The sequence below is a fragment of the Micromonospora sp. NPDC007220 genome (assembly GCF_040634035.1).
GTDB lineage: Bacteria > Actinomycetota > Actinomycetes > Mycobacteriales > Micromonosporaceae > Micromonospora > Micromonospora reichwaldensis.
On the sequence record NZ_JBEYEU010000041.1, the window covers coordinates 1 to 24828 of the forward strand.

The window sequence follows — 24828 nt, forward strand, 5'->3', positions numbered from 1 at the left end:
AAGAACATCGACGTCGACGGCATGGCCCAGCGCATGGGCACCACCGAAGCCGGCACCAACTCCATCAACGACATCACCCCCGTCCTCAACAAGGAAACCGGCAAGGACGCCTACCAGTCCGTGGAGATCCCCGACGCCAAGGCCGACGACAAGCAGACCGACAAGCTACGCGGCGACATCGTCACCGCCATCGACGAAGGCCACGCCATCGTCGCCAACATCGCCGGCACCGCCACCGACACCGACGGCACCACCCACTCCTTCGAGGGCGGGCACTACATCAGCGTCGTCGGCTACCGCGACAACGGCAACACCGTCACCATCGCCGACTCCGCCAACCCCGACCAGGCCTCCTACCGGATGAGCGTCGACAACCTCGCCGACTGGATCGCCACCCGCGGCTACACCGCCTGACACACCACACCCAACGACAAGGGCCGGCCCCACAAGGGGGCCGGCCCTTTCGTCACGCCATGCCGAGGGCTCGCCCGCCCGGCCCGGTCCCGCCCAGCGTGGTGTCCACCGTTGCCACCCGTACCCTGCTCAGGACCGGCGGTTGCGCTCCTGGCTGAGCCGCTCGTCGAGCCGGCCGAGTTCGTAGATCGCGTTCAGTTCCGTCGGCAGGTGGGTCACGTTGTCGACCACGGGCTCGTCGTCCGGCTCGGGGGCGGGGGCGGGCGTCGGCGGGTTGGCGGGGCCGGCCGGGCCGGTGGCCGCGGCGGCGGGCCGGCGCCGTCGGTGCAGGACGAACAGCACGGGCACCGCCAGGACGCCCAGCGCCAAACCGTAGACCAGCCAGCGGTCCGCTCCCCCCTCGCCCTCGCGTGGCGGGGCCGCGACCGTCGAGGGGGCGTCGGAGGCGGCACCCTGCCCGGGCGGGCCCGGCGCGTCGGCCTCCCGTCCGGCCGGTCGCCCGGCAGGCCGATCGCCGGCGGGTGCGGGCGCGGACGCACCCCCGGGGCTGGACGCGGGCGCGGACCGGCCCGGCGCCGCCGGGACGGCCGGCGCGGCCGACGGGCCGGCCGGGGACGGGGCGGGGGCCGCCGAGCTGGACGGCACGGGCGTCGGGGAGGTCCCCGGGGTGGCCCGGCCACCCCCCTTGAGCAGGTCGTCGACGACCCGCCCGACGCCGCCGAGCAGGTCACCGACCGGCCCGCCGGAGGCCGTCGGCGTCGGCGCGGGAGCGAGCGCCAGGGTCAGGGCGAGCGCAGCCACGACACGCATGGTTCACCTCGGAAAGGGGTCGATGTGCCAGGCACCGTACCGCACTCCGGGTGGTCGCCGCGTGACGCCCCGGCGGTACGACCGGGGTGACGACGCTACGGGGGACGCCGCACGCGGCGTCCCCCGTAGCGGGGTGGGTCAGGCCGGCAGGCCGCCGACCTGGGTGTTGATCCAGGACCGGATGGACGGCAGGTCCACGTAGATGGACGGGCCGGTGGCGCAGGTGGAGTTGTTGTTGCCGGCCCGGCTGGTGGCGCCGATCAGGGCCCACGCCCCGTTGATCCGGCGCACCTGCGGGCCGCCCGAGTCGCCGTAGCAGGCGCCCGCGTTGCCGTTGGTGTTGTTGGTGCAGATCTCGTACGGGCCGTTGATGCCGAGGCAGCGGCTGTCCGCCACGATCGAGGTGTCCAGCTCGTTCGCGACGGTCGGGGCGCTGCCGCAGCCCCGGGGAGCACAGGTCTGGCCCCAGCCGATGATCCGGGTGGCGGTGCCGACCGCGCCGGAGGTGGTCGGGATCGGCGCCGGGGCGTAGCTGACCGAGCTGGACAGCTGGAGCAGCTTCACGTCGACGCTCGGGTGGTTGACCGCCCGGGTCACCGAGACGACGGTGCCGCCGCTGCTGCGGTTGACGCTGCCGACCCGCACCGAGGAGGGGGTACCGCAGTGCTTGGCGGTGACCGCCCAGTTGGCCTTGATCAGGGTGCCGGTGCAGCCGGAGACGTACACCATCCACGGGTAGTTCTCACTCGCCGGCCGGCCGTTGACCACCTGCGGCGAGATGTCGTCGGTGTCGTTCCACGTGAACGTCCCGGTGGGCACCTCCGACGCGGCCAGGCCGCCCGCGAAGAGCTGGTTCACCCGGGACGCCTCGGCGGCGCTCGGATTGGCGTTGGTGCAGGAGACCGGCGCGCTGCTGCCGGACATCAGGTCGGAGCAGAGTCCGGTACGCCGGTCGGGCAGGCCGAGGATGTGGCCGAGCTCGTGGGTGGCGATGCGGGTGCGGTTGTAGCCCTGGTTGACGGCGGTCCAGCCCATCCAGACCCGGCCGGCGCCGAGGCTGGTGACCTGCGCGCGCGGCCAGCCGCTGTCGACGTAGATGGTGACGTTGCCCGGCGTACGGGCGACCAGCTGGACGTTGCTGACCCGGCTGTTCCAGATGGCCGCGGCCTGGTCGAAGTTGGTGCGGAACTCGCCGGCCCGGCTCGCGTCGTAGTAGACGGTCCGGGCGGCGGACGCGCCCGTGTCGGCGGCGGACGCGCTCGCGCCGGTGGCAACCTGCATTCCGGTTGCGGCCAGCACCGCCGCCAGCGCGGCGGTCGCCGCGTGCAGCAGTTGTCGTCGGAACATACACGCACTCCCTGGGGTTGTCCGGCGGCGTGCCACCGCCGGTCATCGATGTACGTGAATGCTAGAGCGGGGGTCGCCGATATGCGGCATAACGGAATCGTCATACCGGCGACGCGGCGGCCCGCTCCGCCGAACGGGCTGCCCGGCGAACGTCGCCGGCCGCCAGCGCGAACAGCGCGAGCGCGCCGGCGAGGGCCGCGTCCACCCCGATCACGAATCCCCGCTCCGACCCGGCCGGCGCCACGGCGACACCGGCGGCAAGCGCCACCGCCGCCGCGAGCGCCATGCCCAGGCGGGCCGACGCCTCCCACCGCACGGCCCACCGGCTCCCCGGCGGCCGTCCCGCCGCGAGGCCCGCGCGCAGCCGCCACGCGGCGGCGGCGATGAGCGACGCACCGAGCCCGCCGGCGGCCCCGATCGCCAGCCACGGCACGGCGAACGCCCCCGCCCGCCCGGCGGGCGACGACACGCCGCCCGCCGCGAGCAGCGCGAACCCGACCGAGAGCGCGACATGGACGAGGATCACCCGCGACAGGCGACGTCGCAGCTCACTCAGCTCGGCAACGGGCATCGACACTGCCGCCTCCCCTGCTCGGGCCCACCCCGCATCGTGCCACGTCGGGCGCCACCTGCCCCAGAGGTGACCGGCCTCGACGTTTGACAGCCAATCGACACACTGCTATTTGTAAATACAGTTTCCTGAAGTTCCTGGTGGCCGTCCGGCCATCCCACGGGGCCGCTGGCCCACCGACCGGAGGCGGCGCGCCGCCATCCCACCCGAGGAGCGCCATGCCTCCCAAGCGGACCGTCGCCCAGCTCTCGGGCGCCCTCGCCGTCACCGTCGCCGCGATCGGCTACGGCCTGCCCTCGGCCAGCGCCGCGGCGGCCGGGCCCGTCACCGGCCTCGGCGGGAAGTGCGTCGACGTCGCCGGGGCCAACCCGGCCAACGGCACGCCGATCCAACTCTGGGACTGCAACGGCACCGCGGCCCAGGTCTGGACGGTCGGCAACGCCGACGGATCGGTCCGCGCACTCGGCAGGTGCCTGGACGTCACCGCCGCGTCGACCGCCAACGGCGCCAAGGTGCAGCTGTACGACTGCAACGGCACCGGCGCACAGAAGTGGACCGCCAGCAACGGCACGCTGGTCAACACCGGCTCGGGCAAGTGCCTCGACGTCACGGACTGGAGCACGGCCAACGGTGCCCGGTTGCAGATCTGGAGCTGCTCCGGCACCGCCAACCAGCGGTGGACCCTGCCCGGCGGCGGCGCCACACCCACCCCGTCCGCGCCGGCCGGCGCTGCCCTCGACGATCCGGCCAAGAAGGACGTCGCCATGCAGCTCGTGTCGGCGGCGGAGAACTCCTCGCTCGACTGGCGCGCGCAGTTCTCCTACATCGAGGACATCGGCGACGGGCGGGGCTACACCGCCGGCATCATCGGCTTCTGCTCCGGCACCGGCGACATGCTCGAACTCGTGGAGGCGTACACGCGGACCAAGCCCGGCAACGTGCTGGCCGGCTACCTGCCCGCGCTGCGCGCCGTCGACGGCAGCGACTCGCACGCCGGCCTCGACCCGTACTTCCCCCGCGACTGGCGCACCGCCGCCGCCGACCCCGTGTTCCGGGCCGCGCAGGAGGCCGAGCGGGACCGCGTCTACTTCAACCCCTCGGTCCGCGACGGCAAGACCGACGGCGTACGGGCGCTCGGGCAGTTCGCCTACTACGACGCGGCGGTGATGCACGGCTACGAGGGCATGCGGGCGATCCGCAGTCGCGCCCTGGCCCGGGCGAAGCCCCCGGCCCAGGGCGGCGACGAGCGGACCTGGCTGCACGCCTTCCTCGACGAGCGGGTCGCCGAGATGAGGAAGGAACCCGCCCACTCGGACACCTCCCGCGTGGACACCGCGCAGCGGGTCTTCCTCAACAACGGCAACTTCGACCTGAACACGCCGCTGGTGTTCGCCGTCTACGGCGACCAGTACCGCATCGGCTGACGGCCCCCGGTCACGACTCCGGCGCGAGGCCGGCGGGGGCGCCGGTCTCCCGCAGCCGGCCGTCGGCGAGCCGCAGCCAGCGGTCCACGCCGATCGCCGCGAGGAACCGTTCGTCGTGGCTGATCACCACGAACGCACCCTCGTACGCGTCGAGCGCGCTCTCCAGCTGGCCGACGCTGACCAGGTCCAGGTTGTTGGTCGGCTCGTCGAGCAGAAGCAGCTGCGGCGCCGGTTCGGCGAACAGCACGCAGGCCAGGGTGGCGCGGAGCCGCTCGCCGCCGGAGAGCGCCCCGACCGGGAGGTGGGCGCGGGAGCCCCGGAACAGGAAGCGGGCGAGCAGGGTCATCCGCTGCGCCTCCGGCATCGCGGGCGCGTACGCGGCCAGGCTCTCCGCGACCGTGCGGTCGAGGTCCAGCAGGTCCAGCCGCTGGGACAGGTAGGCGATCCGGCCGTCGGCCCGCCTGGTCCGGCCGCCCTCCGGTTGCACGTCGCCGCTGACCACACGCAGCAGGGTGGACTTGCCGGCGCCGTTCGGACCGGTGAGCGCGATCCGTTCGGGCCCCCGGATCGTGAGGTCCACGCCGGCACCGGCGAACAGGGCGCGCCCGCCGTAGCGGACCTGCATCCCCTCGCCGTGGAAGACCGTACGACCGGCCGGAAGGCTGGTGCCGGGCAGTTCCAGCGTGATCCGCTGCTCGTCGCGCAGGGCACGGCCCGCCTCGTCGAGCCGGGCCTTGGCGTCGCCGACCCGCGCGGCGTGCGTCTCGTTCGACCGGCCCGCCGACTCCTGGGCGCCCCGCTTCATGGTGCCGGCGAAGATCTTCGGCAGGCCGGCGCTCTTCAGGTTGCGGGCGGCGTTGCCGGCCCGGCGCTCGGCCCGTTCGCGCGCCTGCTGCATCTCCCGCTTCTCCCGCTTGACCTCCTGCTCGGCGTGGCGGACGTTCTTCTCCGCGACCTCCCGCTCGGCGCGCACCGCCTCCTCGTACGCGGTGAAGTTGCCGCCGTAGGAGCGGACCTCGCTCCGGTCGAGTTCGAGGATGCGGTCCATCCGGTCCAGCAGCGCCCGGTCGTGGCTGACCAGCAGCAGGCAACCGTTCCAGTCCTCCAGCACGGCGTACAGCTTGCGGCGGGCGTCGAGGTCCAGGTTGTTGGTGGGCTCGTCGAGGAGCAGGATGTCGGGCCGCCGCAGCAGTTGCGCCGCCAGGCCCAGGGAGACGACCTGGCCGCCGCTGAGGGTGTGCAGGGGCCGGTCGAGGGACACGTCGTCGAGGCCGAGCCGGTCCAGTTGGGCGCGGGTGCGCTCCTCGATGTCCCAGTCGTTGCCGATCGTGGTGAAGTGCTCCTCGTCGGCGTCCCCGGCCTCGATGGCGTGCAGCGCCCCGAGCACCGGCGCGATCCCCATGACCTCGGCAACGGTCAGGTCGCCGGCCAACGGAAGGCTCTGCGGCAGGTAGCCGAGCACCCCGTCGACGGTCACGGAGCCGCCGGTCGGCTGGTACTCGCCGGCGATCAGCTTGAGCAGCGTGGTCTTGCCGGCGCCGTTCGGCGCGACGAGGCCGGTGCGGCCGGCGCCCACGGTGCAGGACAGCCCCTCGAAGACCGGGGTGTCGTCCGGCCAGGAGAAGGAGAGGCGGGAACAGATGATGAACGCGTCGGACATGCGGAGACCCTCGGGGTGACGTGGGCGCGCCGGGCGCCCTGGGGACGGGATTCGAAGACGACGGACCACGGCCACGGCGGCGGTCGAACGCCTGCCGCTGGCCGGGCACTTCCGGTGTCACCCGGAGATGTCGTCGTCACCCGCCACGTCTGGTCTCCCTGTCCTGATCACTCGCGCCCATCCTAACAGCGCGGCCCGGTACCACGGGGACGCGCGACGGCGTCAGAGGCCCGCGCAGGGGTCGTCGCCCATCGAGCAGTCCTCGGGCGCCCTGGTGAGCTGGTCGACGTCGCGCACGGCGAACGTGAAGGTCCGCGAGCGGCCGGGCGGCACGGGCGGCCCGGTGAAGGTGACGACCTGCCCGTCGCGCCGGTGCTCCGCCCCGCTGACGTCGGTCAGGGAGCCGCCCTCGGCCAGCGTGACGACCACCGTCCAGCCGTCCACCGCCGCGCTGCCGGGATTGTCGACGACCACCTCGCCGGTGAAGCCGAGCAGCCTCGTCGAGACGGTCCGGTAGCGGGCGGTCATGGCGGGGGCCGACGGCGCGATCGAGGTGGGCGCACGCGAGGGCGTCGCCGAGGGGGTCGCCGACGGCGTCCGGCTCGGGCGGGACGGGGTCGGCGTGGCGCTGCGCGTGGGGCGGGCGGAGGGGGTCGCCCGCGGCGTACGGCTCGGGGTGGCCGTGGCTGTCGGCGACGGCGTCGCGACCGGGCCGGCGACCGGGTCCGGCTCGTCGGGCAGGACCGCCCACACCGCCGCCCCGGCGGCCAGCACGACGCCGGCCAACCCCGCGACCAGCAGCGGCCAGCGCCGGCGCCGGGCGGCCGGGACCGGCCCGTCGCCGACCACCTCGGTCACCGGCATCTCGGTGGTCATCCCGGGCTCGCCCCGGCGCAGGTCGACCTGCTGGAAGGCCAGCCAGTCGAGGATCGCCGGCAGGCGCCCCGTCAACGCCTGCCGGTAGGACTCCTCGCGGCGCTCGCGCTGCTCGTCGTTCCAGCTGCCGTGCTCCAGCACCTCGCGGACCGACAGCCGGCACCCCTCGGCGGTGGGGGCGACGGCACACGCCAGCCGGCTTCGCCGGCCGCCCTCGAGGCACCGCAACGCGATCAGCTCCGGCTCCCGCCGGTCGGTCACCTCCGCGTCGACGGCGGCGTCGAACCCGGGCAGGCCGGCGGTGAACAGCAGCAGCCGGCCGCGCGACCCGGCCATCGGCTCGACCTCGGTGAACCAGCGGGCGAGCAGAGCGCGATCCGTCAATGCGTGCCACACCCGGTCCGCCGGGTGGAACAGGTCCACCTGCACGTCGATCTCGATCACGGCGCGACTCTACGGGTATCGATCGCGGCCCGCCCCGGACGGGGGGATCCCCACGGTACGCGGCCGGCGCCGGGGGCGGGCGACCGGCGCCCACCCCTCCGGGGCGCCGGTCGGCGTTCATCCCTTCACGCAGACCACCTGCTTGAGGTGCGCCACCACCTCGACCAGGTCCTCCTGCTGCGCCATCACCTGGGTGATGTCCTTGTACGCCCCGGGGATCTCGTCGACCACGCCGGCGTCCTTGCGGCACTCCACGCCGGCGGTCTGCGCGACCAGGTCGGCGGTGCTGTACGTGCGCTTCGCCTGCGCCCGCGACATCCGCCGCCCCGCCCCGTGCGAGGCGGAGCAGTACGCGTCCGGGTTCCCCTTGCCCCGCACGACGTACGAGCCGGTGCCCATCGATCCCGGGATGATGCCCAGGTCCCCCCGACCGGCCCGGATCGCCCCCTTGCGGGTGACCAGCACGTCGACGCCGTCGTAGCTCTCCTCCGCCACGTAGTTGTGGTGGCAGCTGATCGGCTCGTCGAAGCCGACGTGCGGGAACTGCTCCCGCACCACCCCGCAGAGCAGGGCGAGCATGACCGCCCGGTTGCGCCGCGCGTACTCCTGCGCCCACCACAGGTCCCGGCGGTAGGCGTCCATCTCCGGCGTGCCGGCGAGGAACACCGCGAGGTCGCGGTCGGGCAGGTCGGTGTTGTGCGGCAGCCGCCGGGCGACCGCGATGTGCCGCTCCGCCAACTCCTTGCCGATGTTGCGCGAGCCGGAGTGCAGCATGAGCCACACCCGTCCCTCGTCGGCGCCGCCCTGCTCCAGGCAGACCTCGATGAAGTGGTTGCCGCCGCCGAGCGTGCCCAGCTGCCGCTGGGCCCGCGTCTCCAGCTGCGCCACCCGCCGGTCGAGGCCCGCGAACCGGCGCCAGAAGTCGTCCCAGCCGGCCTGCTCCAGGCCCCGGACCCGGCGCGGGTCGACCGGCTTCTCCCGCTGGTTGAACCCGACCGGGATCGTGGCCTCGATCGCCGAGCGCAGCCCGGCCAGGTCGTCCGGGAGGTCGGCGGCGGTCAGCGAGGTGCGCACCGCGGACATGCCGCAGCCGATGTCGACGCCGACCGCCGCCGGCGAGACGGCCTGCCGCATCGCGATGACCGAGCCGACCGTGGCGCCCTTGCCGAAGTGCACGTCGGGCATGACCGCGACGCCCTCCACCCACGGCAGCGCGCCGATGTTGCGCAGTTGCTGGGCGGCCTGCGGCTCGATGCCGTACGGGTCGGTCCAGACCCGGACCGGCGCGCGGGTGCCCGCGAGCGGGGTGTAGCTCATCGTCGTCTCCTCGTGTCGGGGGCTGGTCGCCGCCGTCACGGCGGGACCGGAAGGGATTCGACGACCGCCCGGGAATCGAACCCGGAGGAGTGGCCTGCACGGCCTCTCCGCGCCCAGCGCGCGGCCGGCCCGCCGGGCGGGGCCCGACGGGTGCAGCGGTGGGCCGGTCGGGCACCGGGTGCGCCTCCCGATGCTCCGACGGCCCGTGTCACGGCAGAGCCGGACGCCCTGCCCTGCCGTCCGGGACCGGGGAATCGAACCCCGTGTCTCTCGCGCCCAAGGCGAGCGGGTCAGCCAGCTCCCTCGTCCCGGTGACGGTCGTGCTCCCGGTCGGCCCATGGCGGGGCGACCGGGTCGTTGCTTCCACTGTGGAGTTGGGAACGGGTGACGTCGCCGGGTGTGGCCGGCACAAAGGTGGACGGCGATCGGGTGGACGAAAAAGCCGCCCGGCCCCCGGTGGGGTGGGCGGCTGCGCATACGCGCGGGCGCTAGACGCGCCGCCACCCCCGTTGCCGCCCGTGTCCGGGACGGCGCCGCCCGCAGGCTGGTGTGCCTGTGGGCAGCGAAGCACCAGCGCGCGGCGTCGGCCACACGGCGTCGGTGCGGGTGCGCTGCGACACGGCGTACTCCCCTGGGGTCGTTCGGTTGACCTTGCGCCGATGACGGTAGGCGGGCCGCGACGGTGACCGCAACGGATATCCACGTTCCGTTCGGCCGGCACCGAACCGTCAGGCCACTACCGTTGCGCCCCGACGACGCGGACAGGAGGGGGTTCCGATGCAGCTCAAGCGGCAGGTGGCCGAACGGTACCGGCAGGTCAACGGCGACCATTCGATGACGGAGGCGGACGACGCGTACGTGAGCGCCCAGTTCGCGGTGCTCGACGAACTGTGCACCGCACACGGGTGCGACGCGGACGACGTACGCCGGCTGATGCTCGACCGGCGGCTTCCGTTGCCGGGATACCTGCGCTCCGACGGCGCGGAGATGGTGCTCGTGGACCTGTTCGCGCTCGCCGAGCAGGCTGGCGGGACGGACGCGCTGCAGGCGTGGTTCACCGGCCACTGGGCGGACGAGGGCGTCGGCGCCGCGGAGTGGGACGCCTATCTCAGCGGCCGGTACGTCTGCCTGCGGTCGGTCGGCCCGGCCACGATCCGGCGCAAGGACGAACTGGTGGCGGCCATCCGGGCGGCGCTGGCGAATCTCGACGTCGACCCGACCGACGACGGCACCGCGCTGCGGCTGTCTGCGCTGGCCGACGAACTGGACGCGCTGACGCCGGCGTTCACCCCGTACGACCGGCTGCGCTTCGGCGGCCCGACCTCTCGGGACACCTACGTCGACGCGGTGCGGGCCCGCCTGCGTGAGCGCCCCTGACGGCGACGGCGGCCGTCGTCGGCGCGGGCGGGAAACGACGCCCGCATCACAACTACTTCCCTATCGCGCCCTGTTGTGACTAGATTAGGGAACGATGAGTGAGGAAATGTACTCGGTGGAGCAGGTGGCCGAACGGCTGGGCCTGCACGTGCGCACCGTGCGGGGCTACATCCGCGCCGGTCGACTCAGGGCGGTGCGGATCGGCAAGCAGTACCGGATCGCCCGCGCCGACCTCGACGCGCTGACCGGTCGGTCGGCCCCCGCCCGTCCCGCCGTCGGCACGGCGGTGGAGGTGTCGAGCATCCTGCAGATCGACGGCGTCGACCGGGCCGCGGCCGACCGGCTGGCCACGCTCGTCCTGGCCACGGCGAACACCACCCACCACCCCGCGCACCCGCTGCGCATCCAGACCGTCCACGACGAGGAGCGGAACCGCATGAAGATCGTGATCCTGGGCGGAGCCTCGGCCACCGCCGAGGTGCTGCACCTGGTCGACGCCGTGCTCGACGGCGACAACGGCCTGCTCACCAGGGAGGCCGGCGATGCCTGACGTCATCCAGGAGCGGGCCGGGGTGCCGGTGCTGGTGTGCGACCCGGACGGCCCGCCGGTGACCACCGAGCAGGACGCGCTGGACCTGATCGGCTCGGCCTTCCTCGGCGCCCAGGTGGTGGCCGTGCCGGTGCGCCGGCTGGACGCCTCCTTCTTCTCCCTCGGCACCCGCTTCGCCGGCGAGGTCATGCAGAAGTTCGTCAACTACCGGCTGCGCCTGGTCGTCGTGGGCGACATCGGCCCGCACCTCGCGGCCAGTTCGGCCCTGCGCGCCCTCGTGCACGAGTCGAACCGCTCCGGCCACGTGTGGTTCGTCCCCGACCTCGACGTCCTCGACGCCCGCCTGGCGCCGGCGCCGGGACCCGGTGGGGCCGCCCCCGGGCCGAGCGGGGCGCCGGCGCGCGGCTGACCGCCCCGGGGTTGTCGGCGCGCGGGACGGGTAACCGGCGCGGATGAGGCCGGAGGCCGAGCCGGTGGACGTCGACGAGCCGCTGGCCGTCGACGTACCGCCCGCGCCGCACGACGCCAGCGGCGAGCGCGTGCCGACCCGCGACCTGGCCGGGCTGGCGCCACCGGCGCGGCCGGCGCGGCGGTGGCTGCCGCGCCGGGTGGTCGCCACGCCGGCCGCGCTGGACCACCCGCACGGCCGGCGCGTGGCCCGGCGCGTCGAGGCCCTGGGCATCGAGGTCGAGCGGCTGCGCGCCAACCGGCTCACCGGTATCCGCGGGGCCACCGAGCGGGAGACGTACGCGCGGGCGAAGGCGACCATGGCGCTCGTGGTCAGCCCGCCGTCGCGCCGGAAGCTGCAACCCATCGCGCCCAGCGCGGACTGGCGCTTCGACCTGGCGGAGGGCTGCCCGGCCCACTGCCAGTACTGCTACCTCGCCGGCTCGCTGTCGGGGCCACCGGTGACGCGGGTGTACGCCGACCTGGACGACATCCTCGCCGGCCTCGCGGACTACGCCGGGCGGGGCACGGTGACCAGCCGCAGCGCCGAGCGGGCCGCCGAGGGCACCACCTTCGAGGCGTCCTGCTACACGGACCCGCTGGCCCTCGAGCACCTCACCGGCAGCTGGCGCCGGGCGGTGGAGCACTTCGCCGGCTGGGACGCCCCGGTGCAGCTGCGCTGGACCACCAAGTACGCCGACGTGGACACGTTCGTGGGGCTGCCGCACGCCGGGCGCACCCGGGTCCGGTTCAGCGTCAACTGCCGCCCGGTCAGCGAGCGGATGGAGGGCGGCACGGCGTCGGTGCCGCACCGGCTGGCGGCGCTGCGCCGGCTCGCCCTCGACGGTTACCCGGTGGGGTTGACCGTCGCGCCGATCATGCCGCTGCCCGGCTGGCGGGAGCACTACGGCGAGCTGCTCGACGCGGTCGCGGGCGCGGTCGCCGGGGTGCCGGAGCTCGACCTGACCGCCGAGCTGATCACCCACCGGTTCACCCCGGGCAGCAAGGAGGTGCTGCTCGGCTGGTACCCGCGCACGAGGCTGGAGATGGACGAGTCCGCCCGCAGCCGCAGGTACGGCAGGTTCGGCGCGGTGAAGTACGTCTACCCGCGCGACACGATGGCCGAGCTGCGCACCTGGTTCGACCGCGAGCTGGCCGCCCGGCTGCCTGCCTGCCGGGTCCTCTACTGGACGTGAGGATCAGCTACGGTCGACGACCGTGGCCCTGATGCGTGTCGACTTCCACTCCGAGGTGCTCGGTCTCGGCACCTCCATGACCGTGATCCTGCCGCAGCTCACCTCCTCGCAGGTCGGCATGTCCGGTAGCGCCCCGCCGGGCGACCCGCCCGTGCTCTACCTGCTGCACGGGTTGTCCGACGACGACACGATCTGGCTGCGCCGCACCTCGATCGAGCGGTACGTGGCGCCGCTCGGCCTGGCCGTGGTGATGCCCCAGGTCGGGCGCAGCTTCTACAGCGACGAGGAGCACGGCAACCGGTACTGGACCTTCCTCAGCGACGAGCTGCCCCGGCTGTGCCACGGGTTCTTCCGGCTCTCGACGCGTCGGGAGGACACCTTCGTCGCCGGGCTCTCGATGGGCGGCTACGGGGCGCTGAAGTGGGCGCTGCGCGACCCGGGCCGGTTCGCGGCGGCGGCGAGCCTCTCCGGCGCGCTCGACGTGGCCACCCGCCGCCACCATCCGACCGCGCCCCTCGACCCCGGCGTCTGGCACACCGCCTTCGGCGAGCGCACCGTCGCGGGCAGCGACGACGATGTCCTCGCCCTGCTCGGCAGGACCACGGGCGCCGACCTGCCCGCGCTGCGCGTCGCCTGCGGCACCGAGGACTTCCTGTACGAGGACAACCTGACCTTCGTCACGGCGGCCCGCGAGCGCGGCGTCCCGCTCACCGTGGACTTCTCCCCCGGCGCGCACGACTGGGCGTACTGGGACGCGAAGATCCAGGACGTGCTGGCCTGGTTGCCGCTGCGCACCGGCGCCTGACCCGGCGGCCGGCTGAGCGATGCCGGTGGCCGGGCGGCCCGGCGCTCAGGCCCCGACGGTGCCGTCGACGCCCTCGCGCAGGAGGTCGGCGTGGCCGTTGTGGCGGGCGTACTCGTGGATCAGGTGCAGCATCACCAGGCGCAGGGACACGTCCTCGCCGGATCTGGCGTGGTGGCCGGTCACGTCGAGCGACTCGGCCTCGCGCTCGATGCGACGGGAGTGCGCGACCTCCCGCTGCCAGGCGTCGAACGCCTCGGCGCGGGTGGCGCCGCTCGCGTCGTACGCCACCTGGAAGTCGCCCGAGTCCGACCAGACCAGCGGCACGTCCTCGCCGTCGATGGTCCGGCGGAACCAGGCCCGCTCCACCTCCGCCATGTGCCGGACCAGACCGAGCAGCGACAGCGTGGACGGGGGCATCGACTGCCGGCGCAGGTCCTCGTCGGACAGCCCGTCGCACTTCATCGCGAGGGTCGCCCGGTGGTAGTCCAGGAAGGCGCGCAGCATCTCGCGCTCGTCCCCGGTGACGGGCGGCCCGATCCGTTCGGTGGCCACGACCCACTCCCCCCTCGCGTGACGGCACACCCGCCGTCCGACGGTCGCTCGTCTCCGAGCCGGAACGTCCGATCATGCCCGACGTCGCCGGCGCGCGTAGCGTGGGCACGCAGCCGCACGCCCGGGAGGAAACCAACCGTGACCCTGTCCACCCCCGCGACCGCGCTCGCGTACTTCGGCATCGACGCCCTGATCGACGACGACACCCGAGACCTCCAAACCGCCGTGCGCGGCTTCGTCGACCGACGGGTCCGCCCGGAGATCGCCACCTGGTACGAGCAGGGCCGCCTGCCCGTGCGGGATCTCGCCCGCGAACTCGGTGAACTCGGCGTGCTCGGCATGCACCTGCGGGGCTACGGCTGCGCCGGCACCTCCGCCGTCGCGTACGGGCTGGCCTGCTTCGAGCTGGAGGCGGGCGACTCGGGGCTGCGCTCCCTGGTGTCGGTGCAGGGATCGCTCGCCATGTACGCCATCTGGCGGTTCGGCTCCGAGGAGCAGAAGCAGCAGTGGCTGCCCCGGATGGCGGCCGGCGAGGCCATCGGCTGCTTCGGCCTGACCGAACCGGACTTCGGCTCCGACCCGGCCGGCATGCGGACCCGGGCCCGCCGCGACGGGGACGACTGGGTGCTCGACGGCACCAAGATGTGGATCACCAACGGCTCCGTCGCGGATGTCGCCGTGGTGTGGGCCCGCACCGACGAGGGCGTACGCGGTTTCCTCGTCCCCGCTGGCACCCCCGGCTTCACCGCCCCGGAGATCACCCGCAAGCTCTCCCTGCGCGCCTCGGTGACCTCGGAACTCGTCCTCGACGACGTGCGGCTGCCCGCCGACGCGATGCTGCCGGAGGCCACCGGCCTGTCCGGGCCGCTGACGTGTCTCAACGAGGCCCGCTTCGGCATCGTCTTCGGGGCGCTGGGCGCGGCCCACGACTGCCTGGAGACGACGATCGCGTACGCCCGCAGCCGGCAGATCTTCGACAAGCCGCTCGCCGCGTACCAGGCCACCCAGCTCAAGCTCGCCGACATGGGGCTGGAGCTGGGCAAGGGGATGCTGCTGGCGTTGCAGATCGGCGCGCTGAAGGACGCCGGCACCCTCGACCACCGGCAGATCAGCCTGGGCAAGCTCAACAGCGTGCGGGAGGCCATCGCCATCGCCCGCGAGTGCCGCGCCATCCTGGGCGCGGCCGGGATCACCCTCGACTACCCGGTCATCCGGCACTCGGCCAACCTCGAATCCGTGCTCACCTACGAGGGCACGTCCGAGGTGCATCAGCTGATCATCGGACAGGTGCTGACCGGCCACGCCGCCTTCAAGTGAGCGTCACGCCGGGCCGGGAGCGCCAGCCGGGTCGGGTGCGTCAGCCGCCCACGGGTTCGGCCGAGGAGCGGGCCACCGGCAGGTCGAAGTACGTGTCCGGCCAGGGTTCGTCGCGGTAGCGGTAGTGCCACCACTCGCGGTCGTAGTTGACGAAGCCGCCGTCGGTCATCAGCTGCCGCAGCAGCCGCCGGTTGTCCCGGGCCACGCCGGTGACCTGGGGTGAGTCGGTGTGCGCGAGCGGGTCGAAGCAGTCGAAGCCGGTGCCCATGTCGACGCCGTTGTCCGGGAACCGCTGCCCCTTCGCGGCGGTGCAGGAGACCAGGGGCCGGCCCGGGGCGTACGGGGGCTGGGTGGGGGTCGGCACGTCGACCAGGGTCAGGTCGAGCGTGCTGCCCCGGCTGTGGGCGGTGGGCGCCCCGACGTACCCCTCGTCGAACAGCTCGGACTTCGCCACCCGGGGATAGAACTCCGCCTTCATCCGCTGCTCGCCGGGCTGCCGGGCCCACTCGACGAAGTCGTCGGCGGCCCGTTGGGGGCGGTAGCAGTCGTACACCTTCAGGCTGCGGGCCCGGGCGAGGGCGGCGTCCTGCACCCGGCGCAGCGCCTCGGCGGCCCGGCGGGTGAGCAGGCAGAGCGGTTCGGGGTAGCCGGCGACCGGTCGCCCGACGAAGTTGTGGGCGGTGGCGTACCGGATGTCGGTCCGGATGCGCGGGTCTACGTCGGTGAGGACGACGAGCCCCGGCCCGGGCGACGTCGCGGCGGAGGCGGACGCCGGGGACGACGGTGGCGACACGGCCGGTGGTGACGGCGCGGATCGGGTGCAGCCGGGCGCGAGCGCCACCATCACGACGGCCACGGCCACCGCCCGCCGGCGGGCGGTCGCGGCGCGCGGGGCTCGCCGGCGGATCCGGACTGGCCTGGCCACACCCCTGTCTATCAGGCTACGGGCCGTCGGGCGCCCGGTCCGGCGAGAGGTGTACGCGCAGGAAGCCCACCGCCGCCTCGTCGTCGTCGATCCCGCCGGCCTCGTGACCGTTGTACCGCCAGACCGACAGCTCCGTCGGCCCCCGGCAGGCGTTGATGGCGGCGAAGACCGTCGACGGCGGCACGATCTCGTCCATCAGCGCGACGGAGAAGCGGGCCGGCAGGTGGCACCGGCGGGCGAAGTTCACCCCGTCGACGTACGCCAGGGTGTCGAGCACCCGCTCCTCGGCGTGCCGGTGGACGGCCAGATAGTCGCGGATCTCCCGGTACGGCTGCGCGTCGGTGAGCACGATCGCGCGCGGGATGTCGCACAGGAAGGGCACGCCGGCCACGACGGCCCGCAGGTCGGGCGTCAACGCGGCGACGGCGAGCGCGGCCCCGCCGCCCTGGCTGTGCCCGAGGACCGCGACCCGCGCCGGATCGACCGCCGGCAGGGTCCGGACGGCGTCCACCGCCCGCACCGCGTCGGTGAGGAACCGCCGGTAGTAGTACGTGCGGGGGTCCGTCACGCCACGGGTGGCGACCCCGGGTGCCTCGGGGCCGGCGGCGGCCGGATCCGGGGTGTCCCCCCGGGTCCAGCCCGCCCCCTGCCCCCGGGTGTCCATCTGCAGGTGCGCGAACCCGGCCGAGGCCCACAGCAGGTTCTCCAGCGGGTGGCCCCGGCCGCCGCCGTAGCCGGCGTACTGCACGACGGTGGGCAGGGGCGACTCGGCGCCGCGCGGCAGCCGCAGCCAGGCCCGCACCGGCTGCCCGGCGAAGCCGGGAAAGGTCACGTCGAGCACGTCGATCGTGGCCAGCCCGGTGGGCACCGGCTCGGCGCGCACCGGCCAGCCGCACTCCCGCGACTCGGCGATCGTGTCCGCCCAGAACCGGTCGAAGTCCGCCGGCTCCCGCACCCCGCCGCGGTACGCGCGCAACTGCTCCTCGGGCAGGTCGGTGAGGGCCACCGCTCAGCCGGCCGACGGCGTGACGGCGAAGCGGGGGTGCAGCCGCCGGGTGTGGTCGACGTGCCGGGCGGGACCGCGCAGCGCGACCGCCGCCACCAGCCGGTGGTCGGTGCTGGACGCCGCCAGCCGCAGCTCCAGCTCCCCCGGCTCGACGACGCGCCGCCCGTCGCGCCCCGTGAAGGCGAACAGGTCGGCCGGCACGGCCAGGTCGACCCGGCAGGCCGCGCCCGCCTCCAGCGGCACCCGCAGGTAGCCGACCAGCCGCTGCACCGGCTGGACCACCGAGGCCACCGGATCGTGGGCGTACACCTGCACGACCTCGCTGCCCCACCGGGAGCCGGTGTTGCGCACCGTGAAGTGCAGCCGCAGCTCACCGTCGGTCGCCGCGAGCGGCTCGTCGACGACCAGGCCCGACCAGTCGAACGTGGTGTAGCCCAGGCCGTGCCCGAAGCCGAACGCCGGCGTCGGGTCGACGTTGGAGACATCGCTGGCCTGGCCCAGCCGGGCCGACAGGTAGGTGGTCGGCTGCGCGCCCGGCCCCCGGGGCACGCTGACCGGCAGCCGCCCCTGCGGTGCGACCCGGCCGCTGAGCACGCCGGCGACGGCCGGGGTGCCCTCCTCGCCGGGGAAGAACGACTGCACGATCGCCGCCGCGTCGGTCACCGCCCGACCCAGCGCGTAGGGCCGCCCGGCGAGCAGCGTCACCACCACGGGCGTACCGGTGTCCAGCAGCGCGTCGAGCAGGTGCTGCTGCGCCCCGGGCAGGGCCAGCGACTCGGCGTCGCAGCCCTCGCCGCTGGTGCCCCGCCCGAACAGTCCCGCCCGGTCGCCGAGCGCGGCGACGACCACGTCCGCGTCCCGCGCCGCCGCGACGGCCGCCGGCACCCCGCCGGTGTCGTCGCCGTCGACGGAGACGCCGGCCACGGTGACCACGACGCTGCCGGGGAACTCGGCGCGCAGCGCCGCCGCCAGGGTGGGCAGCGCGATACCGACGGGCACCTCGGGGTGCCGGGAGCCGACGTGGGCGGGGAACGAGTAGCAGCCCAGCACCGCCGTGGGGCTCTCCGCCTGTGGGCCGACCAGCGCGATGCGGGCCGGCCGGTGCAGCGGCAGGATGCCGTCGTTGGCCAGCAGCACCACGGAGCGCTCGGCCACCTCGCGGGCCAGCGCCCGGTTGGCGGGCGGGTCCAGGTCGACGGTGCCGCGCAGCGCCTCCGGGTCGGACAGGTCGGCGCCGGCCAGCGCGGCCGGCACCGCGCTCCAGTCGGCGTCGAGGAGACCGAGCTGCGCCTTCTGCGTCAGCACCCGACGCACCGCCCGGTCGATCAGTGCCTCCGGCACCGCGCCGGCCGCGAGCGCCTCGCGCAGCGGCTCGCCGAACGTCTTCACCGTCGGCAGCTCGACGTCCACGCCGGCGGCCAGGGCCTCGGCCGCCGCCTCGGCCCAGGTGCCGGCCACGCCGTGCAGGGTGTGCAGGAAGGCGATGCCGAAGTAGTCGGCCACCACGGTGCCCGGGAAGCCCCAGACGTCGCGGAGCAGGCCGGTCAGCAGCTCCTCGTCGGCCGCCGAGGGCATCCCGTCGGTGTCGGTGTAGGCGTGCATCACCGACCGCGCGCCGCCCTCGCGTACCGCCATCTCGAACGGCGGGAGGATCACGTCCGCGCGCTCGCGGGGGCCCATCGCCACCGGCGCCAGGTTGCGCCCGCCCCGGGAGGCGGAGTAGCCGGCGAAGTGCTTCAGCGTCGCCACCACGCCGGCGGACTCCAGGCCCCGCACGTACGCGGTGGCGATGGTGCCCACCAGGTAGGGGTCCTCGCCGATCGTCTCCTCCACCCGCCCCCAGCGCGCGTCGCGCACCACATCGAGCACCGGGGCCAGCCCCTGGTGCACCCCGACGCGGCGCAGGTCGGCGCCGATGGCCGCGGCCATCCGCCCGATCAGCTCCGGATCGAAGGTGGCGCCCCAGGACAGCGGCACGGGGTACGCGGTGGCGCCCCAGGCGGCGAAGCCGGCCAGGCACTCCTCGTGCGCCATCGCCGGGATGCCGAACCGGTTGGCGGCGGCGACGCGCTGCTGAGTCCGCAGCAGCGACAGCGCGCCGAGCGCGGGGTCGACCGGGGCGGTGCCGAACGGGCGGGTCAGCTGGCCGAGACCCGTGTCCAGCAGGGCGGCCAGGTCGACCGGTTCCTCCATCTCGTGCTGGTACGGCGCGACCTCTCCCCCGTCGGCGGCGGCGCCGACCCAGACGCCGTAGAGCTGGGCCACCTTCTCCGGCAGGGTCATCACGGCGACCAGGGCGTCCACCCGGGTCGCGAGGTCGAGGGTCGGGTCGGTCCAGATCGCGGTGCCGGGGGCGATGTCGAGGGTCACGTTGTCGGTCACTTTCCTCCGACGCCCATCAGCCCCTGCACCAGGGCCCGCCGGGCGAACAGATAGACGAGCAGGACGGGCACCATCGACAGCACGACCGCGGCGAGCAGGCCGGGAATATTGATCCCGTACTGCGTCTGGAAGTTGTAGAGGCCGAGGGTGATCACCTTGGTGGAGTCGGACTGGGTGAGGATCAGCGGGAACAGGAAGCCGTTCCACGCCTGGAGGGCGGAGAAGACCGCGATCGTGGCGATCCCGCCGCGCGACAGCGGCAGCACCAGCTGGGCGAAGACCCGCGCCGGGCTGGCGCCGTCGATGGCCATCGCCTCGTACAGGTCGGGGGTGATGTCCCGCATGACGCCGCTGAGGATCAGCGCGCACACCGGCAGGGAGAACGCGGCGGTGGGCAGGATGACGCCGACGAGGTTGTCGTAGAGCCCCGCCTTGCTGATCAGGTAGAAGATCGGCACGATGACCGCCTGCGCCGGGATCGCCAGGCCCAACAGGAACAGCCGGAACACGCCGGAGGTGAGCCGACTGCGGCTGCGCACGATGGCGTACGCCAGCGGCGGCACGAGCAGCAGCACGATGGCCACCACGCTCACCGTCACCACGAGGGTGTTGAACAGGTAGCGGCCGAAGCCCTCGTCGAAGGCGCCGGTGTAGTTGTCGAGGGTGAAGGTGTCGGGCGGGGCGAGCGGGCCGTTGCGGCCGTAGCCCTCCCGGGTCTGCAGGGTGGTCGCCAGCATGACGTAGATCGGCAGGCCGACCACGAGGAGCCAGGCCAGGGCGCCGATCCCGGCGATCCAGTTTGGGTGGTGCCGCTTCACAGGCCCTCCATCGTGGAGCGCATCTTGTCGTAGCCGGAGACCCGGACCACGATCAGCGAGATGACGGTGGCGACGACGACGAGGAGCAGGGCGATGGCCGCGCCCGCGCCGAAGTCGAAGCTGCGGAACGCCTGCTCGTACATGTGGTAGGCGGTGATGGTGGTGTCGGTGCCCGGCCCGCCCTGGGTGAGGATCAGCACGGTGTCGAACGTGGTCAGCCCGCCGACGACCATGAGGACCACGGAGGTAATCATGGCGTTGCGCAGCTGCGGCAGGGTCACGTGGCGGAACTGCTCCCACCGGCCGGCGCCGTCGACCTCGGCGGCCTGGTAGAGCACCGCCGGCACGGCGCGGGCCGCACCCTGGTAGATCAGCGCGTGGAACGGGATGAACTGCCAGCCGCCGACGAAGACCAGCACGGCGATCGCGCCCGTCCGGCTGCCGAAGAGGTTGCCGTCGCCGAACAGCCACGGGGCCTGACCGGGCACGCCGAAGTTCGGGTCGAGCAGCGCCCGCCACAGCACCGACACGGCGGTCGCCGACAGCAGCAGCGGCAGGAAGAAGATGGCGGACAGCACGGCCCGGTTGCGCTGCGGCCCGGCCGCCCACACGCCGATCAGCAGGCTCAGCGGCGTCTGCACCAGCACGCCGAGGGCGGTGAGCAGGACGCTCAGCCACAGGCTGTTGATCATCACGGGGTCGCGGGCGAGCCGCTGCCAGTTGTCCAGCCCGACGTACTCCGGCGAGCCGAGGCCCGCCCAACTGGTGAAGCTGAGCACGACCACGAGGACCAGCGGGACGAGCGCGAAGAGCCCGAAGAACAGGGTGGCGGGGAGGGCCCAGGCGAAGCCCGGGCGGCTGAGGGTGGGGCCGCCCGGGCTTCGTCGGGCCCGTCGCTGCTCCGTCGCGGCGGAGGCGGCGAGGGTGGTGGTGGACATGGTCGCGCTCAGCCCGCCTGGAGGGACTGCATCGCCTTGATGAAGCCGGCGGCGTCCATCCGGCCGTTGCAGTACTGCTGCACGGCCTGGTGGATGGTCGTGGTGGCGGCCGGCGGGTACGCCTGGTCCCAGGAGAGCTGGAAGTTCGGGGCCTCCTTGACCAGGGTGAACTGGTACTTCAGGTAGTCCGGGTTGGTGGCGCCGTCGAGGAACTTCTCCGTGTTGGTGGTGGTCGGCAGGTTGCCGATGGACAGCTGCGCCTGGACGAACTCGTCGGAGTACTGGAGCTTGAGGAACTCGGCCACCGCCTCCGGGTGCCGGGTCTTCTTCAGCACCGAGTAGAAGTTGTTGGTGTTGCCGACCACGTTGCGCGGGTCGCCCTTGCCACCCGGGACGCTCGGGAAGGCGCTCCAGCCGAGGCCCTCGGCGGCGAAGGTCGGGTTGGCGTCGTGGTGGGTCGAGTAGTTCCACGAGCCCATCAGCTCGAAGCCGGCCTTGCCGCTGGACAGCAGGGCGGGCGAGCCGCCGTCGGTGAACTTGACCGAGTCGAAGTTGGTGCCGAACGCACCCGCGTCGGTCAGCTGCCGCAGCAGCTCCAGGGCGCGGCGGCTCTCCGGGCTCTCCCAGGCGCTCTTGTCGCCGCCGAGCGCCTTGGCGAACAGCTCGGGGCCGGCCACCCGGTCATAGAGGTACTGGTACCACATCTGGGTCGGCCACTGGTCGCCGCCGCCGAGGGCGATCGGCGTGATCCCCTTGCCCTTGAGCGTCCGCACGGCCGCCAGCAGGTCGTCCCACGTCTTCGGCGGGGTGATCCCGGCGTCGGCGAGGACCTTCTTGTTGTGGAACAGCAGCACCGGCTGGGTGCCGCGCATCGGCACCCCGTACGCCTTGCCGTCGACCATGGCGGTGTTGAAGACCGACGGCAGGAAGTTCGCCTTCAGCCCCGGGTCCTTGGCGATCATGTCGTCCAGCGGCAGCAACAGGTCGGCCTTGACGAACGGGGTGATGCTGCCGCCGCCCCAGTTGAAGAAAACGTCCGGCGCCTGCTTGGTGTTGATGATGGTCTGGAGCTTGGTCTGGTAGTCGGCGCCGGGGATGGTGTCCAGCACCGCCTTGACCTTCGACGTCTTGTTGAACGTCTCGACGAGCTGTTTCTCGACCTTGTTGGTGGCGTCGCCGTACACCAGGATGCGGATCTCGTCCGGGCCGGCGGCCGAGTCACCGTCACCGCAGGCGGTCAGTGGCAACGCCAGCGCCAGGGCGGCGCCGAGCGCGACGACCCGGGCGAGCCGCGTGCGTACAGTCATGATCGACCTCTCGTGGTGGGGGTGTGGTGGGGGACGTCGCCGCCGGCGCGACGACCGAAAGGTGTCCGACAAGTTTCCGGAATACTTCCGTAACTCGTCCGAACGCTAGAACCGACCTGCCGTGTCGTCAACCCCCGATCGTGGGGCAAGATGGGCCGGTGGAGCGGCCACGCCGTTCCGGACGTTTTTCGGTGGTCACGGGTACGGTCGGTCTTCCGACCGGTGAAGGAGACGCGGGTGGACGGCGACGACGGGCGCAGGATCACCATCACCGCAATCGCGCGGGAGGCCGGGGTCTCGGTGCCGACCGTGTCGCGGGTGCTCAACGGGCGCTCGGACGTGGCTCCCGGCACCCGCGAGCGGGTGGAGGAGCTGCTGCGCCAGCACGGCTACCAGCGCCGCGGCAGCCGCACGGTCAGCCGCGTCGGCCTGGTCGACCTGGTCTTCAACGACCTGGACAGCCCCTGGGCGGTCGAGATCATCCGGGGGGTCGAGGACGTCGGGCACGGCGCGGGCGTCGGCACGGTGGTCTCCGCGATCCACCGCCAGTCGACCGCCGCCCGGCAGTGGTTGCAGAACCTGCGGGCCCGCGCCACGGACGGCGTCATCTTCGTGACCTCGCACCTGAGCCCGCCGCTGCACGCGCAGCTGCGCCGCCTCAACGTGCCCGTGGTCGTCGTCGACCCGGCCGGCGTGCCCGCCACCGACGTGCCCACCGTCGGCGCCACCAACTGGGCCGGCGGGCTCGCCGCGACCGAGCACCTGCTGTCGCTCGGGCACCGGCGGATCGGCTTCGTCGCCGGGCCGACGCACCTGCTGTGCAGCCGGGCCCGCCTGGACGGCCACCGGGCCGGGCTGGAGGCGGCCGGGGTGCCGGTGGAGGACCGCCTGGTGCACCCCGGCGACTTCTACCACGCCTCGGGTTTCGCCGCCGGGACGGCGCTGCTCGACCTCGACGACCCGCCGACGGCCATCTTCGCGGCCAGCGACCAGATGGCCTTCGGCGTCTACGAGGCCGTCCGCCGCCGCGGGCTGCGGATCCCCGACGACGTCAGCGTCGTGGGCTTCGACGACCTGCCCGAGGCCCGCTGGGCCTCACCGCCGCTGACCACCGTCCGGCAACCGCTGGTGGAGATGGGTCGCCTGGCCGCCCGGACCGTGCTGCGGCTGGCGCAGGGCGAGGGCATCGACTCCCCCCGGGTGGAACTCGCCACCAACCTGGTCGTCCGGGACAGCACGGCGCCGCCGCGCCGGCCGTGAGCGCCGCCGCGCGGCTCGCCGTCCGGCCGCGGCGCTCCCGACAGCGTTCCGGAAGTTCCGGGGGATCGCCACCGGCCTGACCGCCGGAAGTCACCGCGCACGGGCCGCGGCGCCGTTCCGCAACGGCACGCCGGCCCCCACCGTCCCGGGCCGCCCGGACGTTCCGGAACGGCGCCGCGGCCGGCGGGGACCACCGGGCCTTCGGGTTCAGCGGTGCGGGTGGTGGTGCCGGACCGCGCGGCGGATGTCCACCGGCAGGGCGGGCGCGCCGTCGACCGGCGCGGGGTCCTCGGCGGTGGGGGCGATGCCGCCGGCGGCGATCCGGTCCAGGGTGGCCAGGCCGGCGGCGTCGATCGAGCCGAACACCGTGTAGTTGGGGCGCAGCGCCGAGTCCGACTGGACCAGGAAGAACTGGCTGCCGTTGGTGTCCGGGCCGGCGTTGGCCATGGCGAGGGTGCCCCGGGCGTAGAGCCGGCGTACGCCGGTCGGGTCGGTGGGCGCGGGCGGCAGGTCGGTGGGCAGCTCGTCGGCGTAGCGGTAGCCGGGACCGCCGGAGCCGGTGCCGGACGGGTCACCGCACTGGAGCACCTTCAGCGTCGGGTACGCGGTGAGCCGGTGGCAGGAGGTCCGGTCGTAGAAGCGGTGGCGCACCAGGTGCAGGAAGCTCTGCACGGTGCAGGGGGCCGCCTCCCGGTCGAGGGTCAGCCCGACCGGCCCCTGGTTGGTGCGCAGCGTGACGCGCACGGTGCCCCGGTCGGGGGTGCGCCTCGGGTCGGGCGGCAGCGGGACCGGCCTGGCGGCGGGGTCCTCGGGCGTCTCCGTGTAGGCGCACGGGCCGGGCGTGACCCGGGAAACGGCGGCGGCGTCGGCCGGGGCTCCGCCGGGCGCGGCGACCGCGGCGGCGCCGCCACCGGTGACCAGCGCGCCCGCGACCAGGGCCACCCCGGCGAGGCGGGACAGCGTACGGGCCGGCCGGCGGGGTGCCTCGATCGACGGCGGGACGGGGTGCGGTCGGGGTTCGCTCGACACGGGGATCCTCCTGGACTCGTGGCGCTGCAAAGACCGGAGTCTATGGATCCCGTCGT

Annotated in this window: 23 protein-coding genes and 1 tRNA gene; 9 read left to right on the plus strand and 15 right to left on the minus strand. The window is 73.9% G+C overall.

What is annotated here, in order from left to right:
* Positions 1-414 (plus strand): C39 family peptidase (locus ABZ573_RS31210; protein ID WP_358122632.1); only part of this gene is annotated, 414 nt, incomplete at its 5' end.
* A gap of 129 nt (positions 415-543) precedes the next feature.
* Here the strand turns inward: ABZ573_RS31210 and ABZ573_RS31215 are convergent.
* The 3 genes from ABZ573_RS31215 to ABZ573_RS31225 form a co-directional block, all read right to left on the minus strand.
* Complete coding sequence (locus ABZ573_RS31215) at positions 544-1224, minus strand: hypothetical protein (protein ID WP_358122634.1); 681 nt, start codon at positions 1222-1224, stop codon at positions 544-546.
* Between the two features lie 138 nt (positions 1225-1362).
* Complete coding sequence (locus ABZ573_RS31220; protein ID WP_151457382.1) at positions 1363-2571, minus strand: snapalysin family zinc-dependent metalloprotease; 1209 nt, start codon at positions 2569-2571, stop codon at positions 1363-1365.
* 100 nt (positions 2572-2671) lie between these two features.
* Positions 2672-3148, minus strand: a complete 477-nt coding sequence (locus tag ABZ573_RS31225) for a hypothetical protein (protein WP_358122636.1) — start codon at positions 3146-3148, stop codon at positions 2672-2674.
* A 212-nt stretch (positions 3149-3360) separates the two neighbouring features.
* Between ABZ573_RS31225 and ABZ573_RS31230 the strand changes: the two genes are divergently transcribed.
* Positions 3361-4566, plus strand: coding sequence for a chitosanase (locus tag ABZ573_RS31230; RefSeq protein ID WP_358122638.1), 1206 nt, complete (start codon positions 3361-3363; stop codon positions 4564-4566).
* A 10-nt stretch (positions 4567-4576) separates the two neighbouring features.
* On the opposite strand, the gene abc-f is transcribed toward ABZ573_RS31230, so the two are convergent.
* From abc-f to ABZ573_RS31250, 4 genes are all read right to left on the minus strand, one after another.
* Complete coding sequence (abc-f, locus tag ABZ573_RS31235) at positions 4577-6226, minus strand: ribosomal protection-like ABC-F family protein (RefSeq protein WP_358122640.1); 1650 nt, start codon at positions 6224-6226, stop codon at positions 4577-4579.
* A 222-nt stretch (positions 6227-6448) separates the two neighbouring features.
* Positions 6449-7546: an SRPBCC family protein gene (locus ABZ573_RS31240; RefSeq protein WP_358122642.1), complete on the minus strand. Its 1098-nt coding sequence runs from the start codon at positions 7544-7546 to the stop codon at positions 6449-6451.
* A 117-nt stretch (positions 7547-7663) separates the two neighbouring features.
* On the minus strand, positions 7664-8863 hold the full coding sequence (locus ABZ573_RS31245; RefSeq protein ID WP_151457217.1) for an RtcB family protein: 1200 nt from the start codon (positions 8861-8863) through the stop codon (positions 7664-7666).
* 239 nt (positions 8864-9102) lie between these two features.
* Positions 9103-9175: transfer RNA gene (locus ABZ573_RS31250), tRNA-Pro, on the minus strand.
* Positions 9176-9640: 465 nt separating this feature from the next.
* Here ABZ573_RS31250 and ABZ573_RS31255 point away from each other — a divergent pair.
* The 5 genes from ABZ573_RS31255 (at position 9641) to ABZ573_RS31275 (ending at position 13238) form a co-directional block, all read left to right on the plus strand.
* Positions 9641-10240 carry a DUF6058 family natural product biosynthesis protein gene (locus tag ABZ573_RS31255; protein WP_358122644.1) on the plus strand — a complete coding sequence of 200 codons (600 nt, stop codon included), beginning with the start codon at positions 9641-9643 and terminating at the stop codon, positions 10238-10240.
* A gap of 94 nt (positions 10241-10334) precedes the next feature.
* Positions 10335-10790 carry a helix-turn-helix domain-containing protein gene (locus tag ABZ573_RS31260; RefSeq protein WP_225852487.1) on the plus strand — a complete coding sequence of 152 codons (456 nt, stop codon included), beginning with the start codon at positions 10335-10337 and terminating at the stop codon, positions 10788-10790.
* Positions 10783-11199 carry a DUF4180 domain-containing protein gene (locus tag ABZ573_RS31265; RefSeq protein ID WP_358122647.1) on the plus strand — a complete coding sequence of 139 codons (417 nt, stop codon included), beginning with the start codon at positions 10783-10785 and terminating at the stop codon, positions 11197-11199. Before ABZ573_RS31260 ends, ABZ573_RS31265 begins: the two co-directional genes overlap by 8 nt.
* 43 nt (positions 11200-11242) lie before the next feature.
* Positions 11243-12433 (plus strand): spore photoproduct lyase family protein, encoded by a 1191-nt coding sequence (locus ABZ573_RS31270; protein ID WP_358122649.1) that lies wholly within the window; start codon positions 11243-11245, stop codon positions 12431-12433.
* A 22-nt stretch (positions 12434-12455) separates the two neighbouring features.
* The gene (locus tag ABZ573_RS31275; RefSeq protein ID WP_358122651.1) at positions 12456-13238 is read left to right on the plus strand and encodes an alpha/beta hydrolase family protein; all 783 of its coding nucleotides are present in this window, start codon (positions 12456-12458) and stop codon (positions 13236-13238) included.
* Positions 13239-13283: 45 nt separating this feature from the next.
* Here the strand turns inward: ABZ573_RS31275 and ABZ573_RS31280 are convergent, their stop codons facing one another.
* Positions 13284-13790 carry a DinB family protein gene (locus tag ABZ573_RS31280; protein WP_151457220.1) on the minus strand — a complete coding sequence of 169 codons (507 nt, stop codon included), beginning with the start codon at positions 13788-13790 and terminating at the stop codon, positions 13284-13286.
* Between the two features lie 138 nt (positions 13791-13928).
* Between ABZ573_RS31280 and ABZ573_RS31285 the strand changes: the two genes are divergently transcribed.
* Entirely contained in the window at positions 13929-15107 is a 1179-nt protein-coding gene (locus ABZ573_RS31285) for an acyl-CoA dehydrogenase family protein (protein ID WP_358122653.1), read from the plus strand.
* 40 nt (positions 15108-15147) lie between these two features.
* Here the strand turns inward: ABZ573_RS31285 and ABZ573_RS31290 are convergent, their stop codons facing one another.
* The 6 genes from ABZ573_RS31290 to ABZ573_RS31315 are packed head-to-tail and all read right to left on the minus strand — an operon-like array spanning position 15148 to position 22483.
* Entirely contained in the window at positions 15148-16032 is an 885-nt protein-coding gene (locus tag ABZ573_RS31290; RefSeq protein WP_358122655.1) for a M15 family metallopeptidase, read from the minus strand.
* 16 nt (positions 16033-16048) lie between these two features.
* A complete protein-coding gene (locus tag ABZ573_RS31295) occupies positions 16049-17038 on the minus strand; it encodes an acetylxylan esterase (RefSeq protein ID WP_358122657.1) in 990 nt (329 codons plus the stop codon).
* A 3-nt stretch (positions 17039-17041) separates the two neighbouring features.
* A complete protein-coding gene (locus ABZ573_RS31300) occupies positions 17042-19420 on the minus strand; it encodes a glycoside hydrolase family 3 N-terminal domain-containing protein (protein ID WP_358122659.1) in 2379 nt (792 codons plus the stop codon).
* Positions 19417-20238 (minus strand): carbohydrate ABC transporter permease, encoded by an 822-nt coding sequence (locus tag ABZ573_RS31305; protein ID WP_358122661.1) that lies wholly within the window; start codon positions 20236-20238, stop codon positions 19417-19419. The genes ABZ573_RS31300 and ABZ573_RS31305 overlap by 4 nt, the downstream gene beginning before the upstream one ends.
* Positions 20235-21176 (minus strand): sugar ABC transporter permease, encoded by a 942-nt coding sequence (locus tag ABZ573_RS31310; protein ID WP_358122663.1) that lies wholly within the window; start codon positions 21174-21176, stop codon positions 20235-20237. The genes ABZ573_RS31305 and ABZ573_RS31310 overlap by 4 nt, the downstream gene beginning before the upstream one ends.
* An 8-nt stretch (positions 21177-21184) precedes the next feature.
* Positions 21185-22483 (minus strand): extracellular solute-binding protein, encoded by a 1299-nt coding sequence (locus tag ABZ573_RS31315; RefSeq protein ID WP_151455815.1) that lies wholly within the window; start codon positions 22481-22483, stop codon positions 21185-21187.
* Positions 22484-22720: 237 nt separating this feature from the next.
* Here ABZ573_RS31315 and ABZ573_RS31320 point away from each other — a divergent pair, with 237 nt between their 5' ends.
* Positions 22721-23743: a LacI family DNA-binding transcriptional regulator gene (locus tag ABZ573_RS31320; RefSeq protein ID WP_358122666.1), complete on the plus strand. Its 1023-nt coding sequence runs from the start codon at positions 22721-22723 to the stop codon at positions 23741-23743.
* A 207-nt stretch (positions 23744-23950) separates the two neighbouring features.
* Here the strand turns inward: ABZ573_RS31320 and ABZ573_RS31325 are convergent, their stop codons facing one another.
* Positions 23951-24772, minus strand: a complete 822-nt coding sequence (locus ABZ573_RS31325; RefSeq protein WP_358122668.1) for a peptidylprolyl isomerase — start codon at positions 24770-24772, stop codon at positions 23951-23953.
* Positions 24773-24828 lie beyond the last annotated feature (56 nt).

Coding starts and splice junctions, on each gene's coding strand:
- ABZ573_RS31245 (WP_151457217.1), bottom strand. CDS start 8,863: ATGAGCTACACCCCGCTCGCGGGCACCCGCGCGCCGGTCCGGGTCTGG.
- ABZ573_RS31270 (WP_358122649.1), top strand. CDS start 11,243: ATGAGGCCGGAGGCCGAGCCGGTGGACGTCGACGAGCCGCTGGCCGTC.
- ABZ573_RS31260 (WP_225852487.1), top strand. CDS start 10,335: ATGAGTGAGGAAATGTACTCGGTGGAGCAGGTGGCCGAACGGCTGGGC.
- ABZ573_RS31215 (WP_358122634.1), bottom strand. CDS start 1,224: ATGCGTGTCGTGGCTGCGCTCGCCCTGACCCTGGCGCTCGCTCCCGCG.
- abc-f (WP_358122640.1), bottom strand. CDS start 6,226: ATGTCCGACGCGTTCATCATCTGTTCCCGCCTCTCCTTCTCCTGGCCG.
- ABZ573_RS31315 (WP_151455815.1), bottom strand. CDS start 22,483: ATGACTGTACGCACGCGGCTCGCCCGGGTCGTCGCGCTCGGCGCCGCC.
- ABZ573_RS31220 (WP_151457382.1), bottom strand. CDS start 2,571: ATGTTCCGACGACAACTGCTGCACGCGGCGACCGCCGCGCTGGCGGCG.
- ABZ573_RS31255 (WP_358122644.1), top strand. CDS start 9,641: ATGCAGCTCAAGCGGCAGGTGGCCGAACGGTACCGGCAGGTCAACGGC.
- ABZ573_RS31310 (WP_358122663.1), bottom strand. CDS start 21,176: ATGTCCACCACCACCCTCGCCGCCTCCGCCGCGACGGAGCAGCGACGG.
- ABZ573_RS31230 (WP_358122638.1), top strand. CDS start 3,361: ATGCCTCCCAAGCGGACCGTCGCCCAGCTCTCGGGCGCCCTCGCCGTC.
- ABZ573_RS31265 (WP_358122647.1), top strand. CDS start 10,783: ATGCCTGACGTCATCCAGGAGCGGGCCGGGGTGCCGGTGCTGGTGTGC.